Source organism: Chitinophaga sp. YR573, assembly GCF_900110995.1.
In the GTDB taxonomy this organism is placed as follows: domain Bacteria; phylum Bacteroidota; class Bacteroidia; order Chitinophagales; family Chitinophagaceae; genus Chitinophaga.
In genome coordinates, this window is record NZ_FOJF01000003.1 from 840,522 (window position 1) to 860,464 (window position 19,943).

Below are 19,943 nucleotides of genomic sequence, written 5' to 3' on the forward strand. Positions count from 1 at the left end.
TTATGAAGCTAATCAGTTCAGCCTTACGGCATCCTGTTACTATACTAGTGGCTGTTATAGCCATCCTCTTTTTCTCTTATACATCTGTCAGAAATACAAAAATAGATATTTTCCCACGCCTGGGATTACCGGTAGTATATGTGGCGCAGCCATATGGTGGCTTGTCTCCGGAACAGATGGAAGGTTTTATCACCTCATATTATGAATATCATTTCCTGTATATCACAGGTGTTAAATATGTAGAGTCCAAAAGTATACAGGGCGCCGCTATCATAAAACTGGAATTTAATGAAGGTACAGACATGAGCCAGGCAATGGCGGAAGTGGTTGGATATGTGAACCGGTCAAGGGCCTTCATGCCTCCCGGAACAGTACCTCCGTTTATTACAAGGTTTGATGCCGGTAGCGTACCGGTAGGGCAACTGGTATTTCGTTCTGAAAGCCGGTCATTGGGTGAAATATCCGACCTGGCACTTTTTAAGGTACGTCCTATGTTTTCTACTTTACCCGGAGTATCTGCACCACCACCTTTTGGGGGTAATCAAAAAACAGTGTTGATTACCATTGATCCCGGAAAATTGAGGGCTTACAATCTTTCACCGGATCAGGTAGTACAAACAGTGGCTAAGTTCAATACGATCTCCCCGGCAGGGAATGTCCGCATCGGAGATACAACTTATATCACTCCGCAGAACAGCGTCATTGAAACATTACAGGATCTGCAGAACACTCCGCTTCAATTGGGTGCAGGACCAGCCGTATATGTAAAGGATATTGCCAATGTGAGCATGGGTGCAGATGTTACTACCAGTTATGCATTGATTAATGGTAAACGTTCCGTTTATATACCGGTCACCAAACGCGCAGATGCTTCTACCTGGGATGTGGTACAAAGAGTGAAAGCGGCTTTGCCGGATATGCAGGCTGCCATCCCTTCGGATATTAAAGTGACATATGAATTTGATCAGTCGGGGTATGTGATTAATTCCCTCAAAAGCCTGCTGTTTGAAGGAGGACTGGGAGCTATTCTTACTGGCCTGATGGTATTATTGTTCCTGAGCGATCTGCGTAGTGCCTTTATTGTAATTTTGACTATTCCATTAGCGTTATTGACTTCTGCTACTTTATTGTATCTGACCGGCCAGACAATTAATATCATGACGCTCGGAGGACTGGCACTATCTGTGGGCATACTGGTGGATGAAGCCACTGTAACGATAGAAAATATTCACCGGCATATAGAATCCGGAAAAGGAAAAGCAAGAGCTATTGCAGATGCAACAAAGGAGATAGCAGGACCTAAACTGCTCATCCTCTTAAGTATCCTCGCTGTGTTTGTACCAGCTATATTCATGAATGGTGTGCCTAAGGCGATGTTTATGCCATTGTCACTGGCGGTATCGTTTGCTATGATCGCATCATTCCTGCTGTCACAGACATTTGTACCGGTAGTTGCTAACTGGTGGTTAAAAGACCATGCAATAAAAAGAGAAGATGGGCTATTTCATCGGATAAAGCAACGATATATAACAGCTGGGAAACTTATAGATAAAGGGTTTGGCTGGATAACGGCTATATTTATATTCGTCTCTATAGGGTTGGTCTCGTTGTTGTTTATATACACTGGTACTGAATTATTTCCACAAACGGATAGCGGGCAAACGCAGGTACGATTACGTTTACCTGTTGGCTCGCGTTTTGAACGTACGGAAGACGCCACCAGAAAACTTTTATCATTGGCAGATAGCATTGCCGGAAAAGGTAATACGGAAATCAGTTCCGCATTTATTGGTACGCAACCTTCCAGTTTTCCGGTAAACTATATTCATTTATGGACAAGCGGTCCGCAGGAATCTGTTACCCGGATAAAACTAAAAAGAGGGGTTATTCCTGTTGAATCATTCAGGGAGGCACTAAGAGCTGCTGTTAAAAAAGAAATGCCTCATGCTAAGATTTCTTTTGAACCGGGTGATATAGTTGAACAGGTATTGAACCTTGGTAGTAATAACCCGGTAGAAATTGCAGTAGTGAACCGCAATCTTACAGAAGGAAAGAAAACGACAGATCTGCTTATGCAAAAACTCTCTGCTATTGAATCCTTACGGGATTTACAGATCAGCACACCTTTGGATTATCCAGCTATCCGCCTGGATATCGATCGTGTAAAAGCAGGTCAGCTGGGCATTACCAGCGAACAGGTAGCCCGTTCTACTGTCACAGCAACTTCTTCCAGTCGGTTTACCACACCCGGCTACTGGCTGGATAAGGTTACCGGCACTGCATATCAGGTACAGGTACAATATCCTGAATATCTTATGAACAGCACCGGGCAACTGGAAGCAATACCTATATCCGGTGGTCATTATCTTAGTGAGGTGGCTACGTGGAAACATGTAAACATGCCGGGTGAATATGACCGGCTGAATCAGCAACGTTATATTACCATTACAGCCAATGTGCATAAACAGGACATGGGAACTGTATTCAAAAAAGTACATCAGGCTATCAGTAGTATGCCTGATGGTACAAAAATATTACTGCGTGGGCAGCCCGAACTTTTACAACAGACGCTTAGCAGCTTGCAGGCGGGATTGTTGGTGGCAGTGATGGTCATATTTCTGGTGATGGCTGTTTATTTCCAGTCTTTCCGGGTAGCGCTGGCTACTTTATCTATCATACCGGCAGTGATAACAGGTTCATTATTCTTTCTTTTTATCACCGGTAATTCTTTAAATATCGAGTCATACATGGGAGCTATTATGGCTGTGGGTGTAGCTATTGCCAATGGTGTACTATTTATCACGAATGCAGAGCATTACAGAAAATCGGGGGATAACAAGTCCTTTATGCTGGCAGCAGAAAGCCGTTTACGCCCTATTCTGATGACAACTACAGCGATGATTGCAGGTATGATACCTATGGCATTAGGATTATCAGAGGGTGGGGAGCAGACGGCGCCTTTAGGTATTGCAGTAATTGGAGGGCTGCTTTTTTCGGCTATCAGCGTACTGTTTTTCCTTCCTTATGTGTACCAGTCAGTAATAGGCAGCATACCCTATAAACATGTATCTCTTGACCCCGATGATAAAAGCAGTATCAACTATGACAAATAATTTCAATTATATGCGATTATTCGCTTTACTATTAATGCTGGCTGCATGTAATAACAGTCGGGAAAGAACTAACGATACTACTGCTGCTCAGGATACGGTACCGGTATTTATTTTACAGCAGGATACTTTAAAGAAAATAGTGGAATTACCTGCGGAATTAGTGCCTTATGAAAATGCAGAATTATTCGCTAAAGTGCAGGGTTTTGTCCGTGAGATGAAAGTAGATCTGGGGGATCATGTAAGGAAGGGGCAAACGCTGGCAGTCATTGAAGCGCCGGAAATTAACAGTCGGTTTGCAGAGTCGGAAGCAACTTATCAATCTGCGAAAGCTAAATGGATGTCCGGTAAAGACAATTATGAAAGATTGTACAGGGCTTCCAAAGCGAAGACACCTGGCATTGTAGCACCGGTGGATCTTGAACGCAGCCGTAATCAGATGCTGGCAGACAGTGCTACATATGTAGCAGCGGGAAAACAATCCGAGGCTTATAAAGAAGTCTCTGGTTACTTATACATTAAAGCACCGTTTGATGGCGTAATAACCGCACGTAAAGCAGATCCAGGCGCTTTGGTAGGTACAAATGCCATGCTGCTTACTATACAGAATAACCGCATACTACGCTTACGTGCAGCTGTGCCTGAAATTTATGTATCAGCAGCCAATACATCAAAAAATATTGATTTCAGGGTAGATGCATATCCTACTCAACGCTTTCAGGCAAAGCTGGCCCGTAAGTCAGAGACTATTGATCCTGCTACCAGAACAGAGCTGTGGGAGTTTGAAGTAGATAATACCCATCATGAATTAAAAGCGGGCGCCTTTGCATATATAAAAATTGGAATTGAGCGCAATGCGCTTTCATTCATGGTCCCGGCTTCAACAATCGCTACCACTCAGGAGAGGAAATTTGTAATCCGTCTCAAAGAGGGGAAAGCAGAATGGGTGGATGTGCGACAGGGGATTACCAATGATACCGGTATTGAAGTATTTGGTGAATTAAGACAGGGAGATACATTGCTTGTAAAAGCGACTGATGAGCGTAAACCTGGAAGTAGTGCTTATTGGAAAGTAAGGAAATAATGCATCTGGCAGCTATTAGTAGATGAGAATGATTAAAATACGAATAAAAAAGGGGTGTTTCATTTTAAATGAAACACCCTTATCAAAATATCAATTTCCTTTTTGATTCATCTTAAGCGCCCTTTCAAACCTCGCCAGCTTGCTCATAGTCTGCCCTATATCCGGGGCATCAACAGGCTTATTAACCGTATCACAAATAAAAGAAAGATCACTGCCCAAACGGAACTGTGCCACCCCATGGCATCCCTGACAGCCACCCATGGAATACCGTTTTCCATTATAAACAATATTCTCTCCGCTATCAATAGGAGTACCAATTCCAGAGCCCCTGAAAATCTGTAAAGTAGTATCAGACTCAATCACATAATTGGCCAGGAAGAAATTAGGATAATGGGAGTCATTGGTCGTTTTTGCCTGTACCCCGATCAGATTATAATACTTCCATACAGAATTACGATTTGCTCTGTCCAGTAACCTGTGCGCCTCAATATTCGCCTGATTAACCTGATCTTCAACTTTACTTACACGGGGATAACCAGCAATAATAGTACCCCCATATGTAGGAGGGTCAAGTTTTTCATAACCCATGCTCAATTTAGGAAGCGTATCATCCTTATGTTCCCATGTAGCAAAAACGAAGTTCGGATATTTGCGTGTTTTGTGAATGATATGCAAACCAATAAGGAGATATGTATCATTTATCGCCTTTATAGTCCCATCTGCATTTTTACTATAAGTCAAAATTTTTCGCTGGAAATAAGTCTCAGCCTTTCCATCTTCAGGCAGCTTCTTACGCCAGGCAGTTTTAACTTCTATAGAACCTTCCGGCTCCCTGCTGCCAGGATCGTTAGAGCCCGTACCACAAGGCAGGCAAATAACATTTTCCGAAGGTGGGCAATCGCAGGTATTTTCTGCCCCCTGATAGTACGTATTATATTTCTGGATATTATTGAACGTCGTAATATTCGCCTGTTTTAATTTCTCTGCAGTGTTATAATGATTAAGGACATAGTCGTATTCATCCCGATTTACCTTCGCCTGATAAAGTACCTGGTATTTTTTACCATGTTCACGCGTATATGCATAAAGATTACAAGACCCGATTTCATTATTTTCATCAAGATTATTGAAAAGAGTAAGATCTACGCCAGGCTCGCTCGGGAAAGAACTGCTTGTATAGCTATAAACAGGCACCTTATCGAAGGGCAGCATCATATCATTACCAGGGCGAAATTCCACCCGGTGATTATAGGTTTCCCATACAGCCAGATCAGGAAAAGGTTTTGAGTCTCTGGAATAATTCCATCCGTAATCAGGTTCTCCGCGTTGATGCCTGGCGCCACTGCTTTCATAACTTGATCTCCAGTTCAATGCCAGGAATTCATTCCAGGCAAATTGGGCCAGTGCCAACTGACTGGTATCTGATGGAGTGTCATGTGGAGGCTTACTCATGAACTCGATGGAATATGACTTCGTTTCCCTGGCAAATAATGCTCCAGGCTTCCGTAGCATGAATATAGCACCTGTAATGATAAGCAGCAGGAGGAGAATAATCAGAACAGCTTTTTTCATCTTGTTAATAGTTTAAGAGGATGCTGTACATCAGCATCCTCTCCGTTATTATTAAATTATTTCCATTACTATTGAATTATCAGCAATCGCCGCATTCAATAGTGGCTGGGCCTCTTCCCGGCCAATAATCTCAATCCTGAAATTGGAAAGGTCAGGATTTATCTTGTCCAGGTTGAAATATGCTTCTGTTTTAAGATGTGCACGGCAGTTTTCACAGCCAAGCACATTCCATCTGCTTAACACCGAATGATGTCCTATATAATGTTCCTTACCATCCACAGTAGCATAAGCAGTCAGTACAAAGGAGCCAAAGATATTTCCCCGGTTGATATTAGCCACCCGGAGCTTGTTGGTAGTCAGCTTTTCCTGAGCCGCCAGCTCTTCACCATGCATCCAGTGTATAAGATCCAAAGATCCCACTGTGTAAACATAACCTAACTGTGTTTCAATATTGATGCATTCACGGGTGGTATAGAATGTACCGGTTGCACTATTTAAGAAAGGCTTGAGCGGAGAATCCAGCGTTAATGGCTCATTTTTAGGATAACCTGCACTAGGGCCTCCATCATCGCTGTTAGTACCAGGAAAACCAGGAATGATCTGGAAGTGATTAGTAAAATCGTGTTTCTTTTGCCATATCCAGAACATCCTGTCCACATTACAGTGATGGAAAAAGAATACAGGATCAAATGCTGCCGTATCATTTTCGCCCATATCGCCATTAGCTCCCGGAATAGGGGAAAAATCCGGATTATTGGGCCCGGGAATATTGAACCCACCGACAGACAGATGAATATCATTATGTGGGGTTTCCAGTGCTACCACAACAGGGTCCTTCGACGGTATCATGTTCCATGAAGCGGCAGATTTTTGATTGGAGAACACTGTATAATTAGGGGCATCAAGGCATAGCGTATAAAGCACATGTACTCCGCCAAGCTGCAGCCGCTTATCGATATCCGGCAGCGAAACGGTCTTGTTCAACCAACCCGTAATATTGCCATTTAGAAGGTTAGTACCCTGACTGGCACTAAATTGACTATTATGCTTATCGGATTTTGCTTTAGCTGCCGGTGTGCCTACCAGACCGGAATATGGATACCGCACCGTGTCTGTACCCGCAGGTTTCGAATATGTAGAGTTGTCGTTATTCACATTATCGTTGATAGCTATCTGGAATTTGTACGACCGGAGCGGATTGTCGACCATGTGCCCGCGAATTGACACCTGCTCCCGTGTCAGTGACCAGGGCATTCCTTTGGAAAGAGACTCATGTTCTGTTTCATCCCAATAAGGAAGCGTAACTTCTTCACAACCCTTAATGCTACGGAGCGCATTCTCAATCTTGTAAAGATACACGCGGTGCCAGGTAGGGAACAACACATTGTTATGATTGCAGTATCCTCCCCAGTAATTGCCATCTGTAGCACCCTGATCACGGAATGGTTCACCATGATACCCACCAATAGTAAAAAGTGAATTGGGATCATTGACCGGTAATTCCTTGATCCCCTTCCAGGCAAGCATGAGGTTTTCCAGAGGCGCCGGAGTGCCGGAATCATATAAATCTTCCAGTTCGCGGAGTGAACGACGAACACGGATACCTGACTCATTATTTTCCATAAGAATAGATTTTATTGTTGAAATTTAAGAGACCTGACAGCGAATGTGCCTAACAGAGAACCTGCAATAATGAAAAGCATTCCCGTTATAAGCAGCAATTTTATTTCGGGAAATACAAACCTTGAAAGCAGCAGACAAGTTGCGCCGATAACACTACTACAAAAGGGCAGGGGGCCTTTTTGTTTGATAGTCCTGTATTGCATCGCTACATGAAATAATAAGAATCCCAGCAATACCGGTAACAGCCAGGGCATATAAGGGAGTTTTGCCATACCGATGCTTCCAAACATACTCATATACACCGCCCAGCATAGCGGACATTTGGGAAAGAAAGCGATGAGTATACTAAGCAGGAAGGAGGATACTGTTCTTGCTGATTTCTTTGATACCTGCTGCCATTTTTTATTGCCAGGGGTGCAATTACAAGTTTCCATACTTAGGGGGTTGAGTAAATAATCACGCTGGTTTGCTAAGATCTACAGCATAACAGGTAGCTACCTCACCCGCTTTATGGATACTGGTTCCATCCATTGACGGATGATCTTTCAAGCGGACAACAGATCCTGACAGTACATTGGCCTGAAATTTTCCACCGGGTACTTTGGGTAGATAATAAATGTTGTAACCATATTCCCAAAAGGCTTCTTTGTCACCAGCTTTATTGTAGCCGGTACCGGTAATTTCCATGCCCAGTGGTTTCGTGTCCAATATTTTCCCCTTCAATTCCAGACTCCATTCACCATCTGTACCTATGGTACCGGAGATCTCACCATTGTCGCTAATGAATAGTTTGATTGTGCCATCACCTAGTTCCAGGTCGTTTGGCGGGATACTTAAATCGATTTCGTTTAAGAAGCTGCGATACGACCATACGGACTCGTTAGGATATTCAATTTTTTTTGCCATGATAGATGTGTTTAAGTATGAACAATAAATATCTTGCTCCTTTGAAAGAAGAAGTGAAGGACCGGTATTTAAATGCATGAAAAATCCCCTGTCACATTGGAGTTATGACACATTCACATGCTATGGATAATAAGAAGACTACTATACGAGTTCCCGAATAAGGTTAGTTATCATATTTTGAGGTTCTTGGTTATTGTTGTGGTATATATAATTTTCTTAGGATGTCTAAACGACTTATGGTTGCCAAATGTATAATTAAAATTAATAAAAAAATCAATCCTGAAAAAATATTATCAGGATAGGTATATTAAGTAAATATTTTGAATATCAATATATTAGATAATACATTTAATGCTTCGATAGTAACAGATATGTATATACGATATAAACTTCAGAGCGATCAGTTTATAGAATTGATTATTTTAATTTTGCAGTCAAAAATTCAATAGTACGTTTCCATGCAAGTTCCGCAGCTGGTTTATCATAACGGGGTGTTGTATCATTATGAAAACCATGGTTTACACCAGGATAAATGTAAGCAGTATATTCTTTGTGATTCTCTTTCAACGCACTTTCATAAGCGGGCCATCCTTCATTCACATGAGTATCTAATTCTGCATATTGTAAAAGCAGTGGTGCTTTTATCTGAGGCACAAGTTCTTTCGGCGGTTGCGCACCATAAAACGGCACAGCGGCAGCCAGATCAGCTATACGTACTGCCATCATATTAGCGATCCCGCCACCAAAACAAAAACCTACAACACCTATTTTCCCATTGCAATCAGGATGTTTTTTCAGGTATTCATAAGCAGCTATAAAGTCTTCCAGCATTTCATTCTTATCTCTTTTGCTCTGCAATTCACGCCCTTTATCATCATTACCAGGATAACCACCTAACGGAGTCAAAGCATCCGGAGCAATAGATATAAATCCAGCCAATGCCGCTCTTCTGGCCACATCTTCAATGTATGGATTCAATCCACGATTCTCATGAACAACCACAATGCCGCCAAGCTTTTTCGTTGTACCGGCAGGTTTAGATAACAAAGCCTTGATTGATCCTCCACCTTTTTCAGAGTTGTAATGAATATATTCAGATATAAGACGGGGATCATCTGGTTTCACCTGAATGGCATGCTGGTAATCAGGCATCAGGAAACTCATCAGTGAAGTGACTGTCAAACCTCCGACTGCGTATATAGACAGCTTTTCTATAAAGTCGCGTCTGTTCACCCTGTTATGAGCATAATCATCATACAGATCAAATACTTCCTGTTTGATATCTTCTTTTTTGATTTCGTTCATATGGATTGGGTTTGTATTAAAGTTACCTGATTTAAACGATCATTTATATATTACTTATTTTAAAACGTACATCGTAATTTATGTCAATCCTTTCTGCACTATTTACCAATCTTAGACAACTTATCCAACAATTCAGTTAAATTAGCGTTACGATTTGTTAATTTAACATCTATATCTATGAAAACCAGATTTTCCCTCATCAGGGTACTATGTACCCGCATGGCCTTTCTGTTTGCATTAACCATCTCGGTAAAAAGTAACTTACAGGCCCAAACCACAGTTCCCTTCACATTGTCCAACAACTCAACTTATGCTGATGGCAATGTGTACGTCGCGATTGTAGGTATCGTCAACGGCAATTTTGTATGGATTGACCCCAAAACCAGTGCGGTCAACCTTATGAGCGTATCAAACAATACCGTTCCCGGGCCCGTTATCAACGGTAATACTGGTCCCGGTGGTAATGGTTTGTACGCTAACTGTTTTGCCAAACTCAGTGACATACCTAATAAAACTTTCAACATTCCAGGTATTGCAGGATGCCGTATCCTGATTTCTTTCAACTCGCAGTTGTATCTCTATTTCTTTGGCGCATCCGGCTCGCCAAGTGGTTATGCTGCACCCAATCTTGCCAATCCAACAGATCCCAACCAGGGCATCCGGTTTGAAACGATTGAGCTCACAAATGCCTCAAATGGCCTTTGGGTGAACACTACCCGCGTAGATAGCTATCAATACCCTATGGGTCTTGAAGTATGGGGCAATTCCGGCTTCTACCAGAAGGTGGGTGAGCTGATACCTCACAGTCAGATCCTTTCACAATGGCAGTCTACCGCACCTTCCGAATTTGCTGGTTGCTATGATGCTACCAATGGTATCATCAAGTTCCCTTCAAAAACAGCGGCCTTCCAGACTGGCGGTGCGCAGGCTAATTATTTCGGTTCTTACATCGATGCCATCTGGTCTAAATACCAAAGTGGTAACCTGGTGTTCAATGCAGGTGATGCGGGTACATGGACCGGCCACGTATCCGGAAATGTATTCACGTTTACCAGAGCTTCTGACGGGCAGGTAGGAACGATATCAAACAAACCGACCAATCTTGAAGTGATGGAAGGCAGTGGTGTGATGGCCGCTGGCGGACAATGGGATAAGGTTATTCAGGCGCAGATCTGCGCTGCTATTAACCGCCATGCCATTGATCTGAATGCAGCAACCGGTACCACGCAGGATTTCTCCAATGCAGCCAGCTATTACCAGACCTCTCCTTACAACTGGTACTGCAAGTTCTGGCACCGCAGTGATATCAGCTACAACAGTCTCACTTATGCCTTCTGCTACGACGATGTATTTAACCATTCGTCTACAATCAACGCTTCCTCACCGGTACGGACTACCATTACCGTAGGAGGCTTTTCTGGCCTAACGGCAACAGGTGCTGCAATAGTGTACAAGGATTGTAATTACGGCGGTTATGCAATAGGTTTGAACCCCGGAACTTATACCCGCAGCCAACTGATTGCACTGGGTATCCTCGATGATGATATTTCTTCTCTCAAGGTGACTTCCGGATATAAAGTGACTCTCTACCAGGATGACAATTTTACCGGATCGACGCTTGCACTTACAGCAGACGACAATTGCCTGGTTGACAATAGCTGGAACGATGTAACTACTTCATTAAAAGTAGAATCCGCCAGTGCATCCTCTACCGTTATCCAGGCAGAGAGCTATAACTATATGTCTGGCATAGATGTCGAAACAACAACTGATGCAGGTGGTGGACAGGATGTAGGTTGGATAGACGCCGGAGACTGGATGTCTTACAGTGTAACAATACCTGCAACCGGTACTTACAATGTGGCTTACCGCGTGGCCAGCCCTAACTCCAATACGTCACTGCGACTGGAAAAGGATGCCGGTGCTACACAACTGGGTTCCGTTACTATCCCCAATACCGGTGGATGGCAGAACTGGACCAATGTTTCACATAATGTATCATTGCCGGCCGGAACATATAACATCGGTATCGCCACAGCTACAGGTGGTTTCAATCTGAACTATCTTACTATTACCAGTGTTTCATCTGCCAGAGTAGCCGTGACAACAAAAGCTGTGGATGACAACACCGTTACCCTGTCGCCTAACCCGGTAAGTGAACAACTGTACCTCCGTAACAACGACAAAGTAAGAACACTCAGCATTTATGATATCAGTGGTCATGATATCATGAAAGTTAAAAATCCAGGCAGCACAATTTCTGTATCTTCTCTGATACCAGGGATATACATCATTGCTATAGACCGTAAAGACGGTACTCAAAAACGGATTAAAATCCTGAAGCAGTAAATAATATCTTTCATAACTAATACAGAAAACCCGCTCATATAGAGCGGGTTTTCTGTATTATAGTGCTGTATAATTTATATATATTTGTATACAACATAACGATTTTGATATGTCTCGCTCAAGACGAAAGACACCTGTTTTTGGAATAACAACTGCAGTTTCTGAGAAAAAAGATAAAAGAAGATGGAATAGGATTTTTAGAAAAGTTTCAAAAAAACTTATTCGAAATGATATGGATGCTCCTGTGAAATTAGCCGCAGTATCAGACGTATGGGGTGGCAGTAAAGATGGCAAACACTATCGGGTTCAGCATAGCAAAGCCGACATGAGAAAGTAGTCTGTATAGACCCGACTAACCACAAATAAAATTTCCCATGAATATTTTCCAGTTAATTGCAAGAAGCATCCTCCGTAAATCCTTTCACCTGTCCGTATGGACAATTGAACAATTTTATGATATCGCACTCTATGAAGAAAAGGCCCGGCAACTGAATGAATTGCCTGATGGTACTTTGGGTAAAGAAATTGCTGCCTGCTTAAAACGTAACAATCTGCGTCTTGTACCAGGTTTCGAAAGCCATGATTTAAAACATGTACTGCTTGGCTTTGAAATGACAGCAGTGCATGAAATTCGTTTACAGGCATTTATGCTGGGCAATGGTAATCTGACAATACCTAGTTTCTCGGTATTTATTTTCGGAGCATTATTCCTGCCAGAGCTGTGGTATACATTTTGCCAGGACTTTAAAAATGGTTACAGTGCAAAGCCTATCAGTTCATGGACGATCGAAGATTTTGCACACTGTGAGATTACCACCTTGCGGGAAGCGGTGTTCAATTATGCACCGGTAAAACGCAGGTCATCTATAGGCGCTTATATCGATATCTTATTGGGAGCAGCCGATATGTTATTTCGCCTGTTATTCAACTGGTTACCTGATGCATCGTGGATGGTAAAAGCGGGTGCTTATATCGCTATCTTATTGGGCGCGTCCGGCATGTTATTTTGCCTGCCATTCCTGTTTTCTTCTTCGATGGCAGATATTGTAGGTGCGGGCTTTCCTTTTGTAGGAGGGGCCATTATTGCAGGCGCGGGGCTTATAGCACTTTCCAATGTAGCTAAGAGCAACAGAGCATCGTATGGATAAATTTGAAAACTTTATATGACATAACTTGACTCGGAACTAAGTTTAAGGACAGGCTCAGATATCTTTCTTTTTGAATATTCCAGCAGCTGTTATTAGAGGAATAATGGTCCAGCACAGCATACAGATAACAGTATAAATGCTTCCCGTGGCTGACCCCATGAATTTCTTGAACAAAGCACCTGAATAGCCCATCATTACGGCTGCGTCTAATTGCAGCAACACTAATATACGGGCCAGATCAACAGGGTTTAATGATATAAGTCCCAACAGGGGTTTCTCGATCGGGTAATCGCTGAATGAGTAAATAAAGGAGAGCAGCAAACCATCGAATAGCAGGATGAAGAACAGTGCTATAATGATCGCCGCGCCAATACCTTTGGTTTTGTCCTTGAATAACACAAAGATCAACAATGCCAGTGCTGAGAAGATCAGCGTTAAAAACAACCCGCTTATTATTAGAATAACAGCAGCCAGGTTATAAAAGAAAATGCAAATGGGAACGCCTACTCCCACCAGGTAAGCGATGGTTAATGCAATAGCAATGCCTGCATATTCTGCCAATAACATTGTTTTTCTTCTTATTGGCTGGGCCAGCAGCAGCTCGGTGAATTCTACGGAATTAAAGAAATAGATGGTGGAAAAGAGGATGCTGATAATAGGCACAAATAGCAAGGTAATGTTTAACAGGCTTAAAAGGCCTTTGGAAGCATTATCGCCTATGCCTGAAACGCTAATTGTGATTGCCGCCAATATAAACGTATAAACAAGTATTGTTTTATTCTTCAGCAGATCGAGCAGTACATATTTAATAATTGTTTTCATGGAGCTGATATTCTTCTCTGTAATTCTTTTGCATGATTGCAGCAACGATTTTATTCAATTTTTCCTGTCCGGTCGACTTTTTCAGTTCTTCCACTGTTTTATAGCACATCAGTTTTCCGTCCTGCAGGTACACTATATGAGTGGTGATGTCATCCAGGTCGCTGAGTACATGGGAAGTGATGAGAATAAGCTTTCCGTTGGTGCGCTCTTTTATAATCTTATCTTTAAGCAGCTCGCTTGATACGGGGTCCAATCCCGCTGTAGGCTCATCAAGGATAAGTATATCCGGAGAAAAAAGGAAAGAAAGGCAGGCACTAACCTTTTGGCGCGTACCGCCAGACAGGCTACGCATCGTTTTATGGTGTACGGCAGAGATGTTAAATCCTTCAATCAGTTCTTCATCATACCTGTTACAGTCTTTCCTGATCTCTTTGAGCATCTTTATTACCTGGCGTATGGTCATATTCTCGGGATAACGTCCTATCTGCGGCATATAGCCTATTTGCGAGCGGTATTCCCAATTGTCCTTTACTTCGTTCCCGTTTATCCTGATCGTTCCTTTTTCAGGGATCACTAAACCTAGTATGGATTTTATCAACGTAGTCTTTCCTGAACCATTGGGGCCTAACAGGGAAATGGTTTGCCCGCGTTCAAAATGCAGGTTGATGTTGTCTAAAGCCTTAAACTTTCTGAAGGTTTTGGTCAGATATGCTATTTCGATCATAGTTTTAATTTTTTCATTAATGGATGATCATCTTTCAGCATATCCGGTATTATAGTGGGCATTACCTTCTCTACCTGATCCATAATATCGCTAAGAAAGCTGCGGTACAGGATCATTGCCGGAGGTATCTTTTCCGTTATTACGGCATATACACTTACAGGGTAGTAGGAAACATCTCCTATACTATTTTTATCCAGGTCATAGCCATCGTACTTATCCCAGTAATTATTGTTGAATGTGTTCAGCATCATGGTGCCATTGGTGGTTACATCAAAGGAATTACCGATAAAATTATTCTCAACAAAGCTGCTTCCGCTACAGCTTGCCTGTACACGTACACCCCATCCGTTATCCTGGAAAATGTTGCGCCGTACATCAACGCGCGTAGTACCTTCCATATGTATGCCAACCGTATTTTTTGTAAACCGGTTATGCTCAATTTTACTGTCAGTGATCTCTTTCAATAAAAGGCCATACGAGGCATCTCCCCAATTATGGACAAATTCATTGTCACACATGATCACGCCTTTGGAGTACATTACTGCAACACCTGCACCGTTGCTCTTAAAGGTATTCTGCGTATAGGTATCATTGTGAGAAAACATGAAATGCAGGCCATATCGTGCATTGTCAAAAGATGTGTTAGCAGCGATATACGAATCGGTAACAAACTCAAAATAAATGCCATCCCGGTGCCCTGATATGGAATTTCCTGTTATTGAGAGGTGAGTGCATTTCCATGCATGGATGCCATTTCCGCCGTTTATTTCATCTTTAGCATCGGAGTGGATCATATTATTGACGATATTACACCGGGTAGTGTTTTGCAGGTAAATACCAAATGTGTTATTAATGAGCCTATTGTTCCTTATAGTAACGCATTTTGCATTTACGATCTTAATGCCTGCCATATCTGTAATAGATCCTTTCCCAATATGTTGTATCTGCAAGCCCTGTATTATTACAGAATCGCTGGCAATAATGAAAACCTGGTATTTATTTTCCCCATCTATTATAGGGAACCCTTCCCCGGTTATTGTCAGCTTTTTGGAGATTACGATATCATGTTCCTTATAAATCCCTTTTTGCAATAATAATGTGTCACCGCTATGCGCGATGTTTGCAGCATGGTGGATACTGTTGACAGCAGGATGTACTTTTATAATGGTGGCGAAACTCCAGGTAACGGCATACAGCAGGAATATATGTAATAACAGTACGGGTTTCATTGGTTTATAGGTTTGGTTTCCAGATCTTGCCATTTTAACTGGTTATTCTGCAAGCGATCCTTAAATGGCGCAGCTTCCCTGTCAGTTGAGAAAGCAGCAAAATTTCCGTTCATAGGGGTTTTAAATACTTCGCTATGCAGGTATACCGCCTGTCGGGCATCCAGGAAACTATTATCTGGTTTGTTGTAATCATTTACAAATATCATTGCCTTTGCACTGTTAACGTGTTTTTCCTTCATGTATTTCAGGAGGCATGCTATATCGTCAAATTTGTAGGCCTTACCTTTCTCTGTTACCATTTCTGCTGCAAAACGTTTATCCATTATGGTCATTTTACAGTGTGTGCATGCATCATGGCCATAGTCTACCGGTTCAAACTGCTGTTGGCAGGAGGAGAGGCCCAAAAGGCCGCAGACAAATAATATCAGAAGTACCTGCTTCATTTTTTATTTTTTTTCCATTCATAGATGGTCATAGAGACCAGTAAAATGCCTGTTCCAATAAAAAACCAGCCGGCAATGTCGGGTTGGGATAATACTTCAAAGTTCAGCAATTTCTTATACCCGAGTAAAGGAGGCTGGTAGGACATGCCTGGTACCCGTATTGGCGCGTGAGGATTCAGGTGGTGACCATAATTATACTCCCACATGTAGAAGTCATAAAATGAAAAGCACGCAATTCCAATGAACAGGGCGGACCATATGTAATAGTATATTTTCTTTTTAAGTAGCAGGACCAGGAATCCAAAGAGGATAAACAGGAGGATAGCGGCAGGCAGGAAGATGAATTCCCGGAAATCCTTTTTATTGATCTCCTGCATACCTATGTAATGATTCAGCCCATTGATGATAGGCACATCGCCTTTTATGTCATTAAGCCATATCTGCATAGATAATCCTCCCGGGTATTGTGGTGCTCTCAGATCAATCCGCCACAAGGGGAATAACCATAGTGTTGCCAGGAATAACATGACAATCACAATACTTATTCTTCCTGGCTTTGTCAGTGTTTTCATAATAAACAGATTAAAAGGTACTACAGCTATGGTTGCAGTACCTTTTGTGATTGATCTTATTTTTGTGTGCTGGCATCTGCGATGTCACCGGTACCGAATTTCAGAGGAGTGTTGCTCCCTTTGGGAGATACTCTCAGGTAACCTGACATTTCCTGGTGTAAGGCAGAACAGAAGTCCGTGCAATAGAATGGATAGATGCCCTGTTTTTGCGGAGTGAATTTTAAGGTAACGGTTTCCCCCGGCATGACTAACAGTTCTGCATTGGGATTATTCTTGATGGCGAAACCATGCGGAATATCCCAATCCTGTTCCAGGTTAGTAACATGGAAATAAATATCATCGCCCACAAATACTCCTTCAATATTATCAGGTACCAGGTGGGACCGGATAGCAGTCATATATACGTCCACCCGGTTCCCTTTGCGGACTACATTGGTCTTCTTTTCACCCATTGTCACAAATTCATTGCCATTCTTGTTAATGTCATAGTACTTCACCTGCTGGTCTTTTATCAAACTTGCAAGACATGCCTGCGCATAGTGGGGCTCTCCTATAGTAGGGTAGTCCAGGAGCAATTGCATTTTATCTCCGGATATATCATACAATTGGGCAGATTGTGCCAGTTCCGGACCGGTAGGTAAAAAGCGGTCTTTAGTTATTTTGTTGTACGCCACCAGATATTTGCCCCCTGGTTTCCGGGTATCACCACCGGGAATCATTAAGTGACCTACGGAATAGTAAGTGGGAGCCCTGTCCAGTACTTTAAGATCCTTTAAACTCCATTTTACTACTTCTGAAGAAAGGAACATGGAAGTGTATGCATTTCCTTTATCATCAAATTCTGTATGCAGAGGACCCAGCCCCGGCTTTTGTACTTCACCGTACAAGGCAGCTTCATATTTTATGATCGGGATACCCTGGAAATCTCCTTCAAACTGTTTGCTCCCGATAGCCTTTATCATTTTGCTAAAGGAGAACACAGGGATCAGTGCAGCCAGTTTCCCACTTCCGACAATGTATTCCCCGCTAGGGTCCAGATCGCAGCCATGAGGGGATTTAGGGCATGGAATCATGTAGACCATGTCCGGGCAATCTTTAGGGTCCAATAGTAATACTTCATGTTCTATAACGGAGGTAGCTGTTTGTTTACTTTCATCATAGATATTGTGTGCATAGTCAGCTGCTACTTTTTTGCCCTTGCCCGCTTTTGCATATTCTTCTGCTTTTTTCCAGTTAACGGCAACGATATAGTCCTTATCTTTTTGTGATGCGTTCACTTCAAGCAACGTATAAGCCTGCTCGGTATTGTAACTGGAAAAGAAGAACCAGTCATGTGAGGGCCCTTTCCCTCCATGACTCAGATCAAGGTTCATACCGGGCAATACTATCTGGAAAGCGATCGACATATTGCCGGAGCTTTTATCCACACTAATAAATGATGCGGTACTATGGAAGTTCTGTTTAAATGAACTGATCGGTACATCTTCTGTACCTAATGGTACAGAAAAGCGGGTGCCTGCTACCACATACTCTGTATTCTCAGTAATGAAAGGGGAGGAGTGGTTGCCTGCACTGTTAGGTATTTGCAGAATCTCTACCGTTTTAAATGTTTTGAGATCTATCCTGGCAATACGTGGTGTATTATTGGCATTGGCGAAAAGCCATCGACCATCCTGTTCTCCATTTGTCTGGGATAGGTCCAAGTGATGCTGGTCATCCCATGGGATCTGACCGTTAGTCGTGTTCAGCATAGCCTTTGTTTCTTCACTATAGCCATAGCCATTTTCCGGAAACACGGCAAATACCGGGATGAGCTTTAACAGTCGTCCTGAAGGCAACCCATAAACGGATACCTGTCCGTTAAAGCCTCCTGATACAAAATTGTAATACTCATCATATTTACCGGGTGCGACGTATACTTTTGAATCGGCATCTCCTATCACAGCAGATGCGGTGTTCTTCATTTTACAGCTTTGCACGAATGCTACAGCAGCAACTAAGCAAAGCGGAAAGAATATTTTTTTCATAAAAACAGATAAAAGTATGTATGATTAGTTTTTACCGTCATTATCCCGCATGAATTCCAGTACATTCATGGCCTCCTCATCACTGAGATGCTGGTTGGGCATACGTACCATACACTGTTCGAGCATAGCTTGTGCCGCGGGGTCTTTATCGATCATCTCATCTGTGTTGGTCACAAAATTCATGATCCATTCAGGCTTTCTTCTGTCTGTAACACCCTTCCAACCGGGGCCTACGAGTTTTTCTCCGGTAAGTTTATGACATGCACCACATTTTACGTCATATACTATTTTCCCCTTAGCCAGCATTGCCTTATCCAATGGGTGAGTAAGCTTTACTTCAGTAAACTTTCCTTTCCCTTTGCCATCTAAAACAGCCTGATCGGCAGTTTTATCTCTCTGCGTTACCATACTGGAATCTCCTGCTGCATTACTGGAAGAGGATTGGGAACCGGAATCAGATCCCGATCCGCAACTGTAAATAAGGAGGCTTGCAATAACTATTGATGCTAATAGATGTACCTGCTTCATAACTGATTTTTTAGGATTTAAAACTTTTATATTTTATTAAGAGAAAATAAATCACAATAAAATGATATAATGTTTCTCAAAAGGATCATACAGGCTACAAGCCTTGCGATGCAAATTATCGTCTGTTAATGAGGAATATGTTGCTTATGATCAGCCACAGGACTGATCTTGATCATTATTCGGTATGAATGAGATTAGCTATATTGCCAGGTAGCTCTATCGTTCAATCTGTAGATGATGAACCCATTTATAAGGCCTGTTTTTTATTGGATTTTATGACTGTATGAGCAGGTGGAATTATAAAATATCTTTTTTATGCTTCGCAAAGAGGTCACATGGCGGTACCATGTCGATCGCATATAACAGGCTCTCAATGTGGAAACGGATCTTTTAAGATGATACGTTATGGAATAAACATTTTTATTGTGGAAATTGTTGAAGAACCCCGGTTTTTATTCCGTACAACACCCGGGCAGCAGAATAACAGGTATCCGGGCATCG

17 protein-coding genes are annotated in these 19,943 nt (G+C 42.3%); 5 read left to right on the forward strand and 12 right to left on the reverse strand.

Annotated features, from left to right (window positions below; translation table 11 throughout):
* Positions 1–2: 2 nt before the first annotated feature.
* Together BMW86_RS29910 and BMW86_RS29915 are read left to right on the forward strand one after the other, a co-directional pair.
* Positions 3–3,113 (forward strand): efflux RND transporter permease subunit, encoded by a 3,111-nt coding sequence (locus BMW86_RS29910; RefSeq protein ID WP_089787237.1) that lies wholly within the window; start codon positions 3–5, stop codon positions 3,111–3,113.
* A 10-nt stretch (positions 3,114–3,123) separates the two neighbouring features.
* Positions 3,124–4,194 (forward strand): efflux RND transporter periplasmic adaptor subunit, encoded by a 1,071-nt coding sequence (locus tag BMW86_RS29915; RefSeq protein ID WP_177189439.1) that lies wholly within the window; start codon positions 3,124–3,126, stop codon positions 4,192–4,194.
* A gap of 90 nt (positions 4,195–4,284) precedes the next feature.
* On the opposite strand, the gene BMW86_RS29920 is transcribed toward BMW86_RS29915, so the two are convergent.
* The 5 genes from BMW86_RS29920 to BMW86_RS29940 all read right to left on the reverse strand — a co-directional run bounded on the left by BMW86_RS29920 (position 4,285) and on the right by BMW86_RS29940 (position 9,600).
* Entirely contained in the window at positions 4,285–5,766 is a 1,482-nt protein-coding gene (locus tag BMW86_RS29920) for a hypothetical protein (RefSeq protein WP_089787240.1), read from the reverse strand.
* Between the two features lie 51 nt (positions 5,767–5,817).
* On the reverse strand, positions 5,818–7,389 hold the full coding sequence (locus tag BMW86_RS29925) for a tyrosinase family protein (RefSeq protein WP_089787243.1): 1,572 nt from the start codon (positions 7,387–7,389) through the stop codon (positions 5,818–5,820).
* Positions 7,390–7,400: 11 nt separating this feature from the next.
* A complete protein-coding gene (locus BMW86_RS29930) occupies positions 7,401–7,823 on the reverse strand; it encodes a hypothetical protein (RefSeq protein WP_089787245.1) in 423 nt (140 codons plus the stop codon).
* Between the two features lie 22 nt (positions 7,824–7,845).
* Positions 7,846–8,295, reverse strand: coding sequence for a hypothetical protein (locus BMW86_RS29935; RefSeq protein ID WP_089787247.1), 450 nt, complete (start codon positions 8,293–8,295; stop codon positions 7,846–7,848).
* Between the two features lie 417 nt (positions 8,296–8,712).
* Complete coding sequence (locus tag BMW86_RS29940; RefSeq protein ID WP_089787249.1) at positions 8,713–9,600, reverse strand: dienelactone hydrolase family protein; 888 nt, start codon at positions 9,598–9,600, stop codon at positions 8,713–8,715.
* A gap of 177 nt (positions 9,601–9,777) precedes the next feature.
* Here BMW86_RS29940 and BMW86_RS29945 point away from each other — a divergent pair, with 177 nt between their 5' ends.
* The 3 genes from BMW86_RS29945 (at position 9,778) to BMW86_RS29955 (ending at position 13,097) form a co-directional block, all read left to right on the forward strand.
* Positions 9,778–11,949, forward strand: coding sequence for a beta-1,3-glucanase family protein (locus BMW86_RS29945; protein ID WP_089787251.1), 2,172 nt, complete (start codon positions 9,778–9,780; stop codon positions 11,947–11,949).
* Positions 11,950–12,058: 109 nt separating this feature from the next.
* Positions 12,059–12,286, forward strand: a complete 228-nt coding sequence (locus tag BMW86_RS29950; protein ID WP_089787253.1) for a hypothetical protein — start codon at positions 12,059–12,061, stop codon at positions 12,284–12,286.
* Positions 12,287–12,323: 37 nt separating this feature from the next.
* Complete coding sequence (locus tag BMW86_RS29955) at positions 12,324–13,097, forward strand: hypothetical protein (RefSeq protein ID WP_089787254.1); 774 nt, start codon at positions 12,324–12,326, stop codon at positions 13,095–13,097.
* 54 nt (positions 13,098–13,151) lie between these two features.
* On the opposite strand, the gene BMW86_RS29960 is transcribed toward BMW86_RS29955, so the two are convergent.
* Genes BMW86_RS29960 through BMW86_RS29990 form a run of 7 tightly spaced genes read right to left on the reverse strand, consistent with a single transcriptional unit; the run spans position 13,152 to position 19,442 of the window.
* Positions 13,152–13,919 carry an ABC transporter permease subunit gene (locus BMW86_RS29960; RefSeq protein ID WP_089787256.1) on the reverse strand — a complete coding sequence of 256 codons (768 nt, stop codon included), beginning with the start codon at positions 13,917–13,919 and terminating at the stop codon, positions 13,152–13,154.
* The gene (locus BMW86_RS29965; RefSeq protein WP_089787257.1) at positions 13,903–14,643 is read right to left on the reverse strand and encodes an ABC transporter ATP-binding protein; all 741 of its coding nucleotides are present in this window, start codon (positions 14,641–14,643) and stop codon (positions 13,903–13,905) included. Before BMW86_RS29965 ends, BMW86_RS29960 begins: the two co-directional genes overlap by 17 nt.
* Positions 14,640–15,872 (reverse strand): nitrous oxide reductase family maturation protein NosD, encoded by a 1,233-nt coding sequence (nosD, locus tag BMW86_RS29970; RefSeq protein WP_089787259.1) that lies wholly within the window; start codon positions 15,870–15,872, stop codon positions 14,640–14,642. Before nosD ends, BMW86_RS29965 begins: the two co-directional genes overlap by 4 nt.
* Positions 15,869–16,315 carry a nitrous oxide reductase accessory protein NosL gene (locus tag BMW86_RS29975; RefSeq protein ID WP_089787262.1) on the reverse strand — a complete coding sequence of 149 codons (447 nt, stop codon included), beginning with the start codon at positions 16,313–16,315 and terminating at the stop codon, positions 15,869–15,871. The genes nosD and BMW86_RS29975 overlap by 4 nt, the downstream gene beginning before the upstream one ends.
* Positions 16,312–16,887, reverse strand: coding sequence for a hypothetical protein (locus BMW86_RS29980; RefSeq protein ID WP_218149260.1), 576 nt, complete (start codon positions 16,885–16,887; stop codon positions 16,312–16,314). The genes BMW86_RS29975 and BMW86_RS29980 overlap by 4 nt, the downstream gene beginning before the upstream one ends.
* A 56-nt stretch (positions 16,888–16,943) precedes the next feature.
* Positions 16,944–18,914, reverse strand: coding sequence for a Sec-dependent nitrous-oxide reductase (gene nosZ, locus BMW86_RS29985; RefSeq protein ID WP_089787267.1), 1,971 nt, complete (start codon positions 18,912–18,914; stop codon positions 16,944–16,946).
* Positions 18,915–18,938: 24 nt separating this feature from the next.
* Positions 18,939–19,442, reverse strand: coding sequence for a c-type cytochrome (locus BMW86_RS29990; protein ID WP_089787269.1), 504 nt, complete (start codon positions 19,440–19,442; stop codon positions 18,939–18,941).
* Between the last annotated feature and the right edge of the window lie 501 nt (positions 19,443–19,943).

Excerpts from the sequence above, each read along its gene's own strand:
- BMW86_RS29910 (WP_089787237.1), top strand. The coding sequence starts at position 3 with ATGAAGCTAATCAGTTCAGCCTTACGGCATCCTGTTACTATACTAGTG.
- BMW86_RS29915 (WP_177189439.1), top strand. The coding sequence starts at position 3,124 with ATGCGATTATTCGCTTTACTATTAATGCTGGCTGCATGTAATAACAGT.
- BMW86_RS29920 (WP_089787240.1), bottom strand. The coding sequence starts at position 5,766 with ATGAAAAAAGCTGTTCTGATTATTCTCCTCCTGCTGCTTATCATTACA.
- BMW86_RS29925 (WP_089787243.1), bottom strand. The coding sequence starts at position 7,389 with ATGGAAAATAATGAGTCAGGTATCCGTGTTCGTCGTTCACTCCGCGAA.
- BMW86_RS29930 (WP_089787245.1), bottom strand. The coding sequence starts at position 7,823 with ATGGAAACTTGTAATTGCACCCCTGGCAATAAAAAATGGCAGCAGGTA.
- BMW86_RS29935 (WP_089787247.1), bottom strand. The coding sequence starts at position 8,295 with ATGGCAAAAAAAATTGAATATCCTAACGAGTCCGTATGGTCGTATCGC.
- BMW86_RS29940 (WP_089787249.1), bottom strand. The coding sequence starts at position 9,600 with ATGAACGAAATCAAAAAAGAAGATATCAAACAGGAAGTATTTGATCTG.
- BMW86_RS29945 (WP_089787251.1), top strand. The coding sequence starts at position 9,778 with ATGAAAACCAGATTTTCCCTCATCAGGGTACTATGTACCCGCATGGCC.
- BMW86_RS29950 (WP_089787253.1), top strand. The coding sequence starts at position 12,059 with ATGTCTCGCTCAAGACGAAAGACACCTGTTTTTGGAATAACAACTGCA.
- BMW86_RS29955 (WP_089787254.1), top strand. The coding sequence starts at position 12,324 with ATGAATATTTTCCAGTTAATTGCAAGAAGCATCCTCCGTAAATCCTTT.
- BMW86_RS29960 (WP_089787256.1), bottom strand. The coding sequence starts at position 13,919 with ATGAAAACAATTATTAAATATGTACTGCTCGATCTGCTGAAGAATAAA.
- BMW86_RS29965 (WP_089787257.1), bottom strand. The coding sequence starts at position 14,643 with ATGATCGAAATAGCATATCTGACCAAAACCTTCAGAAAGTTTAAGGCT.
- nosD (WP_089787259.1), bottom strand. The coding sequence starts at position 15,872 with ATGAAACCCGTACTGTTATTACATATATTCCTGCTGTATGCCGTTACC.
- BMW86_RS29975 (WP_089787262.1), bottom strand. The coding sequence starts at position 16,315 with ATGAAGCAGGTACTTCTGATATTATTTGTCTGCGGCCTTTTGGGCCTC.
- BMW86_RS29980 (WP_218149260.1), bottom strand. The coding sequence starts at position 16,887 with ATGAAAACACTGACAAAGCCAGGAAGAATAAGTATTGTGATTGTCATG.
- nosZ (WP_089787267.1), bottom strand. The coding sequence starts at position 18,914 with ATGAAAAAAATATTCTTTCCGCTTTGCTTAGTTGCTGCTGTAGCATTC.
- BMW86_RS29990 (WP_089787269.1), bottom strand. The coding sequence starts at position 19,442 with ATGAAGCAGGTACATCTATTAGCATCAATAGTTATTGCAAGCCTCCTT.